At 62.0% G+C, this 13,680-nt stretch carries 17 protein-coding genes; 3 read left to right on the top strand and 14 right to left on the bottom strand.

The features are described from left to right. The first annotated feature begins 132 nt into the window (after positions 1 to 132). Both BM317_RS11010 and BM317_RS11005 read left to right on the top strand, forming a co-directional pair. Positions 133 to 1,320: an osmoprotectant NAGGN system M42 family peptidase gene (locus BM317_RS11010; protein WP_162491250.1), complete on the top strand. Its 1,188-nt coding sequence runs from the start codon at positions 133 to 135 to the stop codon at positions 1,318 to 1,320. A gap of 191 nt (positions 1,321 to 1,511) precedes the next feature. Beyond that, positions 1,512 to 1,739, top strand: coding sequence for a YheU family protein (locus BM317_RS11005; RefSeq protein ID WP_003199186.1), 228 nt, complete (start codon positions 1,512 to 1,514; stop codon positions 1,737 to 1,739). Here BM317_RS11005 and csrA read toward each other — a convergent pair. From csrA to BM317_RS10990, 3 genes are all read right to left on the bottom strand, one after another. Next, complete coding sequence (gene csrA, locus BM317_RS11000) at positions 1,728 to 1,928, bottom strand: carbon storage regulator CsrA (protein WP_060738615.1); 201 nt, start codon at positions 1,926 to 1,928, stop codon at positions 1,728 to 1,730. The genes BM317_RS11005 and csrA overlap by 12 nt on opposite strands. Before the next feature lie 151 nt (positions 1,929 to 2,079). Continuing rightward, positions 2,080 to 2,412 carry a YnfA family protein gene (locus BM317_RS10995; RefSeq protein WP_092167605.1) on the bottom strand — a complete coding sequence of 111 codons (333 nt, stop codon included), beginning with the start codon at positions 2,410 to 2,412 and terminating at the stop codon, positions 2,080 to 2,082. A gap of 57 nt (positions 2,413 to 2,469) precedes the next feature. Then, entirely contained in the window at positions 2,470 to 3,285 is an 816-nt protein-coding gene (locus BM317_RS10990; RefSeq protein ID WP_092167476.1) for an SDR family oxidoreductase, read from the bottom strand. A 230-nt stretch (positions 3,286 to 3,515) separates the two neighbouring features. Here BM317_RS10990 and BM317_RS10985 point away from each other — a divergent pair, with 230 nt between their 5' ends. Then, the gene (locus BM317_RS10985) at positions 3,516 to 3,668 is read left to right on the top strand and encodes a DUF3309 family protein (RefSeq protein ID WP_003183939.1); all 153 of its coding nucleotides are present in this window, start codon (positions 3,516 to 3,518) and stop codon (positions 3,666 to 3,668) included. Between the two features lie 61 nt (positions 3,669 to 3,729). Here the strand turns inward: BM317_RS10985 and BM317_RS10980 are convergent, their stop codons facing one another. The 11 genes from BM317_RS10980 to ccmA form a co-directional block, all read right to left on the bottom strand. Next, entirely contained in the window at positions 3,730 to 5,823 is a 2,094-nt protein-coding gene (locus BM317_RS10980; protein WP_092167473.1) for an LTA synthase family protein, read from the bottom strand. A gap of 381 nt (positions 5,824 to 6,204) precedes the next feature. Then, positions 6,205 to 6,612 carry a hypothetical protein gene (locus BM317_RS10975; RefSeq protein WP_060738618.1) on the bottom strand — a complete coding sequence of 136 codons (408 nt, stop codon included), beginning with the start codon at positions 6,610 to 6,612 and terminating at the stop codon, positions 6,205 to 6,207. A gap of 14 nt (positions 6,613 to 6,626) precedes the next feature. Next, positions 6,627 to 7,829, bottom strand: coding sequence for a c-type cytochrome biogenesis protein CcmI (gene ccmI, locus BM317_RS10970; protein ID WP_092167471.1), 1,203 nt, complete (start codon positions 7,827 to 7,829; stop codon positions 6,627 to 6,629). After that, positions 7,822 to 8,295, bottom strand: coding sequence for a cytochrome c-type biogenesis protein (locus tag BM317_RS10965; RefSeq protein ID WP_092167468.1), 474 nt, complete (start codon positions 8,293 to 8,295; stop codon positions 7,822 to 7,824). Before BM317_RS10965 ends, ccmI begins: the two co-directional genes overlap by 8 nt. Further along, the gene (locus BM317_RS10960) at positions 8,292 to 8,828 is read right to left on the bottom strand and encodes a DsbE family thiol:disulfide interchange protein (protein WP_072408483.1); all 537 of its coding nucleotides are present in this window, start codon (positions 8,826 to 8,828) and stop codon (positions 8,292 to 8,294) included. Before BM317_RS10960 ends, BM317_RS10965 begins: the two co-directional genes overlap by 4 nt. Continuing rightward, positions 8,825 to 10,813 (bottom strand): heme lyase CcmF/NrfE family subunit, encoded by a 1,989-nt coding sequence (locus BM317_RS10955; protein WP_092167466.1) that lies wholly within the window; start codon positions 10,811 to 10,813, stop codon positions 8,825 to 8,827. Before BM317_RS10955 ends, BM317_RS10960 begins: the two co-directional genes overlap by 4 nt. Before the next feature lie 3 nt (positions 10,814 to 10,816). Next, complete coding sequence (gene ccmE / locus BM317_RS10950; protein WP_060738623.1) at positions 10,817 to 11,272, bottom strand: cytochrome c maturation protein CcmE; 456 nt, start codon at positions 11,270 to 11,272, stop codon at positions 10,817 to 10,819. Continuing rightward, entirely contained in the window at positions 11,269 to 11,445 is a 177-nt protein-coding gene (gene ccmD / locus BM317_RS10945) for a heme exporter protein CcmD (protein WP_003199159.1), read from the bottom strand. Before ccmD ends, ccmE begins: the two co-directional genes overlap by 4 nt. Then, positions 11,442 to 12,197, bottom strand: a complete 756-nt coding sequence (locus tag BM317_RS10940) for a heme ABC transporter permease (protein WP_092167464.1) — start codon at positions 12,195 to 12,197, stop codon at positions 11,442 to 11,444. The genes ccmD and BM317_RS10940 overlap by 4 nt, the downstream gene beginning before the upstream one ends. A gap of 94 nt (positions 12,198 to 12,291) precedes the next feature. Next, positions 12,292 to 12,960, bottom strand: coding sequence for a heme exporter protein CcmB (gene ccmB / locus BM317_RS10935; RefSeq protein WP_003183957.1), 669 nt, complete (start codon positions 12,958 to 12,960; stop codon positions 12,292 to 12,294). Continuing rightward, positions 12,957 to 13,592 carry a cytochrome c biogenesis heme-transporting ATPase CcmA gene (gene ccmA / locus BM317_RS10930; RefSeq protein ID WP_092167461.1) on the bottom strand — a complete coding sequence of 212 codons (636 nt, stop codon included), beginning with the start codon at positions 13,590 to 13,592 and terminating at the stop codon, positions 12,957 to 12,959. Before ccmA ends, ccmB begins: the two co-directional genes overlap by 4 nt. Positions 13,593 to 13,680 lie beyond the last annotated feature (88 nt).

The following is a 13,680-nucleotide window of genomic DNA, read 5'->3' as shown; positions in this document are numbered from 1 at the left end:
AGACACTTGAGTCCCAAGCGAAAGATCAAAAGATCGCAGGCTTCGCCAGCTCCTACAGAATCCAGCGGGAGCAAACACCCTCGCCACAGGGTTCCCCTACTTCAACTTAATGTTCCGTGAGGAGTTTCCATGATCAGCAAAATTCCCGAACCGGATCTCGAATACCTGCAAAAGGTCCTGCTGGAAATGCTCGCCATTCCCAGCCCCACCGGCTTTACCGACACCATCGTGCGCTACGTCGCCGAGCGGCTCGAAGAGCTGGGTATCGCGTTCGAAATGACCCGTCGCGGCACGATCCGCGCCACGCTCAAGGGCCGCAAGAGCAGCCCCGACCGCGCCGTCTCGGCGCACCTGGATACCATCGGTGCCGCGGTGCGGGCCATCAAGGACAACGGTCGCCTGACCCTGGCCCCGGTAGGTTGCTGGTCCAGCCGGTTTGCCGAAGGCAGCCGGGTCAGCCTGTTCACCGACACCGGCGTGATTCGCGGCAGCGTGCTGCCATTGATGGCATCCGGGCACGCGTTCAACACCGCCGTGGACGAAATGCCCATCAGTTGGGACCACATCGAATTGCGCCTGGACGCCTATTGCGCCACCCGCGCCGACTGCGAAACCCTGGGGGTGGGCATCGGCGATTACGTGGCCTTCGACCCCCTGCCGGAATTCACCGAAAGCGGCCACATCAGCGCCCGGCACCTGGATGACAAGGCCGGGGTCGCGGCGTTGCTGGCGGCGCTCAAGGCGATTGTCGACAGCGGTGAAGAACTGCTGATCGATTGTCACCCACTGTTCACCATCACCGAGGAAACCGGCAGCGGCGCCGCGGCCGCGCTGCCCTGGGACGTCAGCGAATTCGTCGGCATCGACATCGCCCCCGTCGCCCCCGGCCAGCATTCGAGCGAACATTCGGTCAGCGTGGCGATGCAGGACTCCGGAGGCCCCTACGACTATCATCTGTCGCGGCACTTGCTGAAACTGGCCAAGGAGAACGACATATCGGCACGCCGCGACCTGTTCCGCTACTACTTCAGCGACGCTCATTCGGCCATCACCGCCGGCCACGATATCCGTACCGCCCTGCTCGCCTTCGGCTGCGACGCCACCCATGGCTACGAACGTACCCACATCGACAGCCTGGCCGCCCTCAGCCGCCTGCTCGGCGCCTACATTCTCAGCCCACCGGTGTTCGCCAGCGACGCACAACCGGCCCAAGGCTCGCTGGACCGCTTCAGTCACCAGATCGAGCACGATGCACAGATGGAAAGCGATACTCGGGTGCCGTCGGTGGATAGCCTGGTGGGGCAGCGGTCGGATAGCTGATCCAACATTCACTGTCTGGGCTTATTGCCATCGCGAGCAAGCTCGCTCCCACATTGAGTCTTCAGTGCGGCTCAAAACCCTGTGGGAGCGAGCTTGCTCGCGATGAGGCAGAACAGACCCCACAAAACCCAAGGCTAGCCGCAAAAGCTCATTGGTCGTAGCATCGCCTCATTGTCTAGCCGAGGTACCCCATGCTCATCCCCCACGACCAACTCGAAGTCGACACACTCACTCGCCTGATCGAGGATTTCGTGACCCGCGACGGCACCGACAACGGTGACGACACGCCCCTGGAAACCCGGGTTCTACGGGTCCGGCAAGCGCTGACCAAAGGCCAGGCGTTGATCGTCTTCGACCCCGAAAGCGAACAGTGCCAACTGATGCTCAAGCACGACGTGCCCAAGCACCTATTCGACTGAACACGCCTTGCGGGCGGCGTGGGCCTTTTTCCGCTGGATCTTTTCGTAGATTTCGGAGCGATGGACATCGACGTGCCGTGGCGCTTCCACGCCAAAACGCACGGTGGTGCCGCTGACCGACAGCACACGGACGGAAATATCGTCACCGATGGAAATCAATTCACCCACAGCGCGGCTTAATACGAGCATGGTTCTTGTCCTTAAGAATGTCTGGACCCTGACCATGCCCGGCCTGCTTTCCGTTCTCAAGACACCGGCGAGAATTCAGTAAGCCCCTACAAGCAAAGTTCTTGTGACTGAAGGAAACTTCCTGCAAAACCCTGCCGGACCGTAGGTTATTTCAGGACGCCGAGAACCGCGGGCCGAATAGAATCACGCTCGCCCCCAACACGCAGAGCGCCACGCCAATCCAGTCGGAACCCAGTGGCCGGACCCGCTCCACCACGGCCAGCCAGCCAATCGAGGCAATGATATAGATGCCGCCATAGGCGGCGTAGGCACGCCCGGCGTATGTCGCTTCGATGCGAGTCAACAACAGGGCGAACAAGGTCAGGCTGAGCAGCGCCGGGGCGATCCACCAGGCGCTCTGGCCCTGGCGCAGCCACATCCAGAAGGCGTAGCAACCGGCGATTTCAAACAGCGCGGCGAGAAAAAACCACAAGTAGTTGAGCATGCAGATGTCCATCAGGAAGGCCGAATGGCGCCATCCTGAGGACATCGGGCAGCCAGGTCAATTCAGGTTCTGCCGGGCCTTGGCGCGCATCTTGTCGGCCATGACGGTCATTTCGTCGTACAGCAATTGTGGATTCTTCTGCTTGAGGGCCCACGCCATGCGCCCCTGTTCATGGGGCAGGATCATGAACTGGCCCTGGGCGACTTGCTGGTAGATGTAGTCGGCGATGTCGGCGGCGCTGATCGGCGAGCTTTCCAGCAATTTGCCAACCTGGGCCTTCATGGCCGGGGTCGGACCGCGGAAGGAGTCCAGCAGATTGGTCTGGAAGAACGACGGACACACCACGTGTACGCCGACTTCCTGCTGTGCCAGCTCCACCAGCAGGCTTTCCGACAACGCCACCACACCGGCCTTGGCCACGTTGTAGTTGCTCATGGCTGGCCCCTGCATCAGGGCGGCCATGGAAGCAATGTTGATGATCTTGCCGCGGCTTTTTTCCAGCAGCGGCAGGAACGCCTTGCAGCCCTTGACCACGCCCATCAGGTTGATCGCGATCTGCCAGTCCCAATCCTCCAGGGAGAGTTCGCTGAAGAACCCGCCCGAAGCGACGCCGGCATTGTTGACGATGATATCGATGCCGCCGAGCTTCTCTTCGCAAGCCTGGGCGAACGCAGTCAATTGGCTGTAGTCGCGCACATCGCAGCGCTGGGTGAAGCCGTCGCCACCCGCCGCGCGCACGAGTCTGAGGGTTTCCACAAGGCCTGGTTCGCTGACATCCGATAAGGCCAGGTGCCAGCCTTCGCGGGCCCAACGCAGCGCGATTTCGCGACCCAGGCCGGAGCCGGCGCCAGTGATCATCATGCGATTTTGCATAGCAAACAGCCTTGTTCCGGGAGAGATAGGCCGAGTGTAGCGAAGGCGCCTGCCGGACCCACGCTCCATCAAATTGCTGAATGGCGAGGGCAAACCGTAGCCGCTACAAAAACTTTGAATTTTTTACCAGACGTTACGGTCGGACTTATTAAGCCGCCCGGATTTAACGCATGCGTGCTGGTAGTTGGAAGTTACAACACTCCAAAACTGACCAATAAGGAAATCTACAAATGGGCACAATACTTATCATCATCCTGATCCTCCTGCTGATCGGTGGTCTTCCGGTCTTCCCGCACTCCAGAAGTTGGGGTTACGGTCCGTCCGGTATCATTGGTGTAGTGTTGGTGGTGCTGTTGGTCCTGCTATTACTGGGCAAGATATAAACCACTAAGTAAGCGCAAAAAAAGAGGCCTTCGCAGGCCTCTTTTTTATGCTCGCCGTTTATCAGTCCGGCTTGCCGTCCACGACGCCGGCGGTGTTATCCAGCAGGCTCTTGGTCGCGGTTTGCAGGAACGACTCGAGCTTGAGTTTCATCTCGGCCGTGTCCGGTGCATCCGGGATCACTTGCGCATGAGGGTTGGCGCCCAGTTCATAGCGGTACATCTTCGGCGGCATTTCCTTTTCCTTCGGCAGGACCAGGATCTTGTCATCGCGAATGATCGCCGTCGTCTGTTCACTGCCCGACGGCTTGATCACGCCAAAACCGGTGTCGCCTTCCGGCAGGTTCAACAGGTCACGGCCCCAGCACTGGTTCCGTACCTGCCCACCGAGCCGGCCCATGATGGTCGGCACGATGTCGACCTGGGTCCCCACGGTATGGCTGCGCTGGCCGAATTTTTCCTGGACGCCCGGACCGATCAACAGCATCGGCACGTTGAAACGGCCCAGGTCCATTTCGGTGATCTGGCGTTCGTTGCCAAAGCCATGGTCACCCACCACCACGAACAGGGTTTCCTTGAAGTAAGGCTCCTTGCGGGCTTTCTCGAAGAACTGGCCCAGCGCCCAGTCGGCGTAGCGCATGGCCGTCAAGTGTTCGTTCAGGCTGCCACGGTCGGTGACCGGCTCGACCGGCAACGGTGTCGGCAACGCATAAGGCGTGTGGTTGGACAGGGTTTGCAGCAAGGCATAGAACGGCTTGCCATTTTCCCGCGCCTTGAGCTCGATCAGGCCACGGTCGAACATGTCTTGGTCGGACACGCCCCAGGTGGGGTCGGAAAACACCGGGTTCACAAAATCGTTACGCCCGATGAAGTTGGTCATGCCCTGGCTGCTGAAGAACCCCGACTGGTTGTCCCAGGCGAAATCGCCGTTGTAGACATACACGTCGTCGTAGTCACGGGCGCTGAGCAGTTGCGGCAAGCCTGACAGCTTGTGGCTGCCCTCCGGCGTCTGCATCAGGTATTCGAAACCCGGCAGGTTCGGGAAGCACGCCATGGTGGCGAACATACCCTGGTGGGTGTGGGTGCCGTTGGAGAAGAAACGGTCGAACAGCAGGCCTTCCTTGGACAGTTTGTCCATGTAGGGCGTGATGTTGCCCGGCGCGCCCAGGGCGCCCACCGAGTGACCGGCCATGCTTTCCATGAGGATCACGACCACGTTCTTGATCGGCAGGGTCTTGTCCGCCGGCGGCGTGTAGTCGCGGCGCACGGCGGCGGTCTCGGTGTCCACGAGTTTGTCGTCAGGCATCACCAGCATGTCACGCACGGTCTGCTGTGCCAGCGGCTGCTCAAGGGTGGCTTTCCAGATGTTGTCACGGTCTTCGGACATCCGGCTCTTGGCCGCCGCCACCAGCGACAACGTACCATTGAGTCCCAACTGGTTGGCGAAGTTCGAATCGGTGGTGTAGACATCACCCCAACGCAGCGGCGGACCTTGGCGCAGGGTGCCGCGCGCAGCGGCCACGGCCACCAGCAGGCAAACCATGAACACCGCGACACGCCCATACCACGGGGCGATCTGCCGGGTGCCGATAGTACCGCCACTGAACGGCCCACGGGGACGGGTGGCGCGGTCGGCGCCCTTGAACGCCAGGGCGAGGATGAGGGTGCCGCCGACCCAGGCCAGCAGGTAGCGCACCACCGGGAAACCGTACCAGAGCATGCTCATCACGGTTTTCGGGTCTTCCTTCACATATTGGAAGACCAGGCCGTTGAGGCGCTGGTGGAATTCACGGTAGAAGTCCATCTCCATCAAGCCGAGGAACAGCGCGATGCTGGAGGTGACGGTCAGCCAGAAACGAAAAAAACCACGGGCAGCCATGGCCCTTGCGCTGAACAACGCCAGCAGCAACGGGATGCAGAGGTAGATCACCAGGCGCAAGTCGAAGCGCAGGCCGTTGAGGAACGCTTCAACGAAGGTCGAGGCCGGGGTGTCGAGAATCATCTCGCGGTTATAGACCAGCAGCGCCACGCGCAGCAGGCTTAACATAACCATCATCACCAGGGCGCAAAGCAACGTGTAGGCCAGGTGCGATTTGACGGTCGGTTGCAGCAGGCGATGCGTGGTGCGCTGCTGACTCAGGGCGTCCGGGATTGCCATGTCGTTTAAGGACCCTATTGGTATTGGAGTGACAAAAGAGAAACAACGGCGCGCCCTCTGTTGGCCAAAGCCTGGCCCCGGGGCTTGCGCGAGTGCGCAAATGTTGCACGAACGGCTATGGCATTGCCATTAAATAACCGACGGCGATATGAGCGCGGGGGATTGTCCGCAAGATTGAGTGAAAATTTCGTTCAAAGAATATCCAGAAACACAAAAATCCCGGCCTGCCCCGGGAAGCTGTGGCGAGGGGATTTATCCCCGTGGGTCGCGAAGCGACCCCATCACTGTGGACTCAATCTGCCTGACATACCGAGTCATCAGGTTTCAGGACTGCTTCGCAGCCCAGCGGGGATAAATCCCCTCGCCACAGGGACCTCATGTTTAGTGAAATTGCCGTCCAAGGCCCGCCGGCACGCCTTCGATGGTGGTGTCCTCCCATGGGCCATTCGGGCTGACGGAACGGCTCCAACCATTGTTCCAGCGGTAATAGGTACGTTGGCGATAGAACGTATTGGTCTGGTTGTCCAGCACATAGACCCCCAGCTTGGCGTCCCAATGGCTGTTGCCACCCGGTGGCGGGGCGAAGCTGGCGGAAGTGCGCGGCAGCGGCTTGGCCGGTTTGTTCGGGATGGCCGGCTTGCCTGGAGGCGTGGACGGGGCCGGTTTGGTGGTTGGGGTCGACGGTGGAATCGGTGGCAGCGGCGCCGAGGGCTCCGACGGACGCTGGACCGCACAAGCGCTCAGGCCCATGACGAGCGTGAGCAGGGTGATACGAGCGATGGCGGTCATGGTGCGAATTCCTGTTATTTGTCCGGGCTGTCGATGGTCAATTGTTGTTGCGCCGTGGTGCTGCTCGCCAGGGGCTGGCTGCGGCCGATCCACTCACCCGCGGTCGGCTGACCGGCCCGGGAAATGCGCGCCATCAGTTGGACTTCGGGAAAGTTCGACAGTTTCAACTGCGGCATCATGGCGTCCGCGTCGCTCAGTTCCACCGTGACCGGCAGATCGGCCACCGTCAGGCGTTTGGCGGCCAGCGGCGCCGGTGGGCCGGAAACGGCACGGGCGAAGATGAACACGCTGTCGCCCGGTTGCACCTTGGCCTTGAGTGCCGGTGCCAGATCGACGCGGACCTTGAGCAATGCCCCGGTCTTGGCCACCGGAGCCTGGGCGACTTTGCCACCGCTGGCTTGCAGCTTCTCGGTGGCACGGGCAATGCCGCCCTGCAGCGCCTCTCGGGATTTGTCGCCTTCCGGCAGTTGCGCGAGCAGACGCCCCCAGTAGTCGATCGCATCCTGATAACGCTCGCCTTCAAACGCGGCGATGCCCAACAAGCCGAGGCTGGTGACTTCCTTCGGATCGAGCTTGAGCGCTTCGTCGGTCAAGGCCTGGACTTTATCCGACCATTTCTTGCCATCGGCGAAGTACTGCGCCTGGGCCCACTGGCCCAACAGTTCCGGTTGACGGCCAGCGACGGCCACGGTGCGCTCGAAGATCTTCGCCGCGTCCGCCGGACGATCCTGAGCCATGTAGGTACGCCCGAGGAAATAAAGGCCCTCGGCATTATCCGGCTGCGCCGCCACCGCGCGTTCCAGGCGCAGGGTCATCTCTTCCATCGACTGCGGCGCCTGGGCGAACTCGCGGGTCAACTCGACCTTGTCACTGGCACCGAAATGCAGGTACAGCGCCAGGCCCAACACCGGCACCAACACGGCGGCGAGCAACGGCAATGGCTTGCCCAATCGGGATTCGCGCGGGGCATCGGCGCCCTCGGTGTCGGCGAGCAGCTCACGAGCCGCCTCGGCGCGACCGGTGTCCAGTTGCGCGGCGTTGAGCACGCCCTCCTCCCGTTCGGCCTGCAATTCGGCGACGCGCTCCTGATACAGCGCCACGTTGAGCGCGGTCCGGTCCTCCTCCAGTTGGGCGCGGCGACCGCGCAGCACAGGGATCAACAGAAAACTCAGGGCAATCAGGAGAAGCAGACCTGCGGCGAGCCAGAAATCAATCATGCTTGGTTTTATCCAACAGTTGGTCGAGGCGCTGGCGCTCTTCGACAGAAAGCGTGTCCGGGGCGGCCGTGCGCTGGACCCGACGCCGACGCACGATCACCACGATGATCGCGAAGCCGCCGAGCAACAGCCCGGCGGGGCCGAACCAGAGCAGCGCGGTCTTGGAGGACAGGGCGGGGTTGTAGCGCACGAACTCACCGTAGCGATCGACCATGAAGTCGATGATCTGCTGGTTGTCCTTGCCCTCGCCGAGCATGCGAAAGATTTCCTTGCGCAGGTCGGCGGCAATCGGGGCGTTGGAGTCGGCGATGTCCTGGTTCTGGCACTTGGGGCAGCGCAGTTCCTTGGTCAGTTCGCGAAACCGCTCGCGCTCGCCATCGTTGGCGAATTCGTAGGTGTCGATAGCGGCCTGGGCCACACCGACCAGGCTCAAGCCGAGGATGGCGGCGGTTAACCAGCGCTTCATGGCTTGGCCTCGTCCACCAGGGCCTGGTACTTGGCGGCCAGTTTCTCGCGCCAGACCTGTTCGTCGATCACCCCGACGAACTTGTCGCGGATCACGCCCTTGGCATCGATGAAGAAGGTTTCCGGTGCGCCATAGACACCCAGGTTCAGGCCAAGGGAGCCGTCCTCATCACGAATGTCCAATTGATACGGGTTGTGGAATTCGGCCAGCCACTTCAAGGCGTCGGCATTGACGTCCTTGTAGTTGACGCCGTAGATCACCACGCCGTTCTGGGCCAGCTTGTTCAGCACCGGGTGTTCGACCCGGCAGGAAATGCACCAGGTGCCCCACACGTTGACCAGCGCCGGCTTGCCCAGCAGGTCGGCACGGGTCAGGGTCTTGTCACCCTGCACCGAGGGCAGGGAAAACTCCGGGAACGGCTTGCCGATCATCGCCGAGGGCAATTCGCTCGGGTTCAGGTACAACCCCCGGTACAAAAACACCGCCATCAACAGGAACAGCGCCAGCGGCAACACCATCAACCAACGTTTCATGCAGTGGCTCCCGTCACGCCCAGGGCTTCACGCACCCGGGTTTTCACCTTGACTCGATAACGCCGATCCAGCGCGGCCAGCACGCCACCCAGGCCCGTGAGCAAGCCACCGAACCAGATCCAGCGCACGAACGGCTTGACGTGGACCCGCACCGCCCATGCACCGTCGCCCAGGGATTCGCCCAGGGCCACGTAGAGGTCGCGGGTGAAACCGGCATCGATTCCAGCCTCGGTCATGACCGAGTTCTGCACGGTGTAGAGGCGTTTTTCCGGATGCAGCACGGTGATTTCCTGACCATTGCGAATGACCCGCACGGTGCCTTTGTCGGACGTGAAGTTCGGCCCCTCGAAATGCTTGGCCCCCTCGAACACGAACTGATAACCGCCCAGGTCCATGGACTCGCCCGGCGCCAGGCGCAGGTCGCGCTCGGCGCTGTTCTGGCTGGACAGCACCACACCCAGGGCGCAGACGGCGATACCCAGGTGAGCGATCTGCATGCCCCAGTAACTGCGGGTCAGGGTTGGCAGGCCTTTGATCAGGCCTCTGTGGCGGGTCTTGTCGAAGATATCCCGGACACCGGCCAGCAACACCCACGCCGCCAGCACGAACGTCGCCAGCACCGCCCAGTTGAAGTCGCCATAGGCCACGCCAGCCACCACGGCCAGGGCGGCCGTGCCCAGCAGCACTGGGGTCAACATGCCCAGCAGCCATTTGACCGGTGTGTCCTTCCAGCGCACCAGCACACCGATGGCCATCACCACCATCAGGATCGCCATCAGCGGGATGAACAACGCATTGAAATACGGCGGGCCGACCGACAGCTTGGCGCCGGACAGCGCATCGAGCACCAGCGGGTACAGCGTCCCCAGCAGGATCATCGACGCGGCCACCACCAGCACCAGGTTGTTGCCCAGCAACAGGGTTTCCCGTGACCAGAGGTTGAAGCCGACCTGGCTCTTGACCACCGGCGCACGCAGGGCGAACAACGTCAGCGAACCGCCGACGACGAACAGCAGGAACATCAGGATGAACACGCCACGCTCAGGGTCCGAGGCGAAGGCATGCACCGACGTCAGCACGCCGGAACGCACCAGGAACGTTCCCAGCAGGCTCAGGGAGAAGGCCGCGATGGCCAGCAGCACGGTCCAGCTCTTGAACACACCGCGCTTTTCCGTGACAGCCAGGGAGTGAATCAGCGCCGTGCCCACCAACCAGGGCATGAACGAGGCGTTTTCCACCGGGTCCCAGAACCACCAGCCGCCCCAACCGAGTTCGTAGTAGGCCCACCACGAACCGAGGGTGATGCCGATACCGAGGAAGGCCCAGGCGACGATGGTCCACGGGCGGGACCAACGTGCCCACGCGGCATCGAGGCGACCACCGAGCAACGCAGCGATGGCGAAGGAGAAGGCCACGGAAAAACCGACATAGCCCATGTAGAGCATCGGTGGGTGAACGATCAGGCCGATGTCCTGCAACAATGGATTGAGGTCGCGGCCGTCCATCGGCATCTGCGGCAGGATGCGCTTGAACGGGTTGGACGTGACGATCAGGAACAACAGGAAACCGGTGCTGATCATGCCCATCACCGCCAGCACACGAGCCAGCATCACCTGGGGCAACTGCCGGGAAAACACCGAGACCGCGAAAGTCCAGCCGGCGAGGATCAACGCCCAAAGCAACAGCGAACCTTCGTGGGCGCCCCACACGGCGCTGAACTTGTAGTACCAGGGCAAGGCGCTGTTGGAGTTGCTGGCAACGTACTCCACGGAAAAGTCGTCGGCCATGAACGCATAGGTCAGGCAACCGAAGGCGAACAGCATGAAGGCGAACTGCCCCCACGCCGCAGGCTGGGCCAGGCTCATCCACAAGCGGTCGCCGCGCCAGGCACCGAGCAAGGGCACCACGGCCTGTACCAGGGAGAAGCACAGGGCGAGGATCATCGCTAGGTGGCCCAACTCGGGAATGAAGATGCCAGTAGTCATCGATCAGCCCTCCTTCACGGGAGCGGGCGCCGACTGGCCGCTGTCTTTCAGGGCCTTGGTCACTTCCGGCGGCATGTATTTTTCATCGTGCTTGGCCAGCACTTCGTCGGCCACCACCACGCCATCGGCGTTGAGCTTGCCCAGGGCGACGATGCCCTGCCCTTCGCGGAACAGGTCCGGGAGGATGCCGCGATAGGTGATGGTCACGGTCTTGTTGAAGTCGGTGACATTGAATTTCACGTCCAGTGAATCCCCGGAGCGCACCAGCGAGCCTTTTTCCACCATGCCGCCAGCGCGGATGCGGGTGTCCTTGGGCGCTTCGCCACTGGCGATCTGGGTCGGGGTGTAGAACAGGTTGATGTTCTGCTGCAAGGCGCTCAGGGCCAGGCCGACCGCGGCACCGACACCCACCAGGATCGCCAGAATGATGACAAGACGTTTTTTGCGCAGCGGATTCACTGACCGTTCTCCCGGCGCAGACGACGCGCCTCTTGTTGCAGATACCGCTTGCGGGCCAGGATCGGCACCGCCACGTTGAGGGCCAGCACCACCAGGCAAATGCCATAGGCTGACCAGACATACAGGCCATGATGACCCATGGCGAGGAAATCGCCGAATGAAGCGAAACTCATCGAGCGGCCTCCAGGCTGTTCTGTACTTCGGCCTTCACCCAACTGGCCCGGGATTCGCGCTTGAGCACTTCCAGGCGCATGCGCAGCAACAGCACCGCGCCGAAGAAACAGTAGAAGCCCAATACGGTGAGCAACAGCGGCAGCCACATTTCCACGGGCATCGCCGGCTTTTCGGTGAGGGTGAACGTCGCGCCCTGGTGCAGGGTGTTCCACCACTCCACCGAGTACTTGATGATCGGGATGTTGATCACGCCGACAATCGCCAGCACCGCGCAGGCCTTGGCGGCACTGTCACGATTGCTGATGGCGTTGCCCAGCGCAATAAGACCGAAGTACAGGAACAGCAGGATCAGCATCGACGTCAGTCGTGCATCCCAGACCCACCACGATCCCCAGGTCGGCTTGCCCCAGATGGCCCCGGTGACCAGCGCCACGGCGGTCATCCAGGCGCCGATGGGCGCGGCGCATTGCAGGGCCACGTCGGCCAGCTTCATCTTCCACACCAGCCCGACCACACCACACACGGCCAGCATCACGTAGATGGACTGGGCCAGCATCGCGGTGGGAACGTGGATGTAGATGATGCGGAAGCTGTTGCCCTGCTGGTAATCCGGTGGGGCGAAGGCCAGGCCCCAGACGACGCCGGAGCCGATCAGCAGCAGAGCGAAGAGGCTCAACCAGGGCAGCATCTTGCCGCTGATGCCGTAGAACCACTTGGGTGAGCCGAGCTTATGAAACCAGGTCCAGTTCATTGCTGTTTCCATCACGGTTGCGGCTCGTCATCACGAGCTGCCAGGTCTGCCTTAACTTCCGCAGAAGTGGTCAATTATTGACCAGGCCTCATTATTATTCGCCGACGCTGATCTTCAGGCCAGCGGCTATTGCAAAGGGTGTCAGGGTTATCGCCAGGGCGGTCAGGCTGCCAAGCCACAGGAGATAACCGGTTGCCGGCATGCCTTGCAACGCCGCCTGCAAGGCACCACTGCCCAGGATCAACACCGGGATATACAAGGGCAGGATCAGCAGCGCCAGCAACAGGCCACCGCGCTTCAACCCCACCGTCAACGCCGCGCCTACCGCACCGAGCAGGCTCAACACCGGCGTGCCCAGCAGCAGCGACACCAGCAACACCGGCATGCACGCGGCAGGCAAACCCAGCATCATCGCCAACAGCGGCGACAGCAGCACCAGCGCCAGCCCGGAAAAAACCCAGTGTGCCAGTACCTTGGCCAAAACCAGAAGGGCCAGGGGGTGCGACGAAAGGACCCACTGTTCCAGGGAACCGTCTTCGAAATCACTGCGGAAAAGCCCGTCCAGCGAGAGCAGGACCGATAAAAGCGCGGCCACCCAGACCAGTCCCGGAGACAAGGTTTGCAACAATTGAGTCTCCGGACCGACCGCCAGCGGGAACAGCGCGATGACGATCGCGAAGAACACCAACGGATTGGCCAATTCGGCCGGACGACGAAAAAGCAGGCGCGCCTCGCGGGCCAGTAACAGGCCAAACACACTCATACGGCCCAGTTCCCCAGATCGATGTTGCGATAGCCGGACGGCATCCGCGCCAGCGTGTGGTGGGTGGTCAAGAGCACCATGCCACCGTTTTCGCAATGCCGGGCCAGGTGTTCCTCGAGCTGCGCGACGCCCTGCTTGTCCAGGGCGGTGAACGGCTCGTCGAGAATCCACAGCGGCGGACCGTCCAGGTACAACCGGGCCAGGGCCACCCGGCGCTGCTGGCCGGCGGACAGGGTGTGGCTCGGCACATCCTCGAAGCCGCGCAGCCCGACCGCCGCCAACGCCTGCCAGATCGCCTCGCGGCCGGCCGGCGTGTGCAGAGCGCAGAGCCAACTGAGGTTTTCTTCGGGGGTCAGCAAGTCCTTGATGCCGGCGGCATGGCCGATCCAGAGCAGGTTACGGGCCAGCTCGCTGCGCTGGCTGTGCAAGGGCAGGCCATTGAGCAACACTTGGCCCGCGGTGGGCTGCATCAATCCGGCGAGCAGGCGCAACAGGCTGGTCTTGCCGCTACCGTTGGGGCCACTGATCTGCACCATATCGCCCGGCGAGAGTCTCAATTCGAGATTTTCGAAAAGCAGCCGCAAGTCTCGCTCACAGGCGAGGCCAACGGTTTGCAGGAGAGGACTGGTCAAGGGATCGCGGGCCTTATACGGTTCAAGTCGGCGGTGCAGCGGCCGTTAAAGAGGTGCAGCATAGATGCTTTGACGGCCTGTTCCACAG

The organism is Pseudomonas sp. NFACC24-1 (assembly GCF_900115235.1).
Lineage (GTDB): Bacteria > Pseudomonadota > Gammaproteobacteria > Pseudomonadales > Pseudomonadaceae > Aquipseudomonas > Aquipseudomonas fluorescens_AA.
This window is presented reverse-complemented; position numbering and strand designations above follow the sequence as displayed.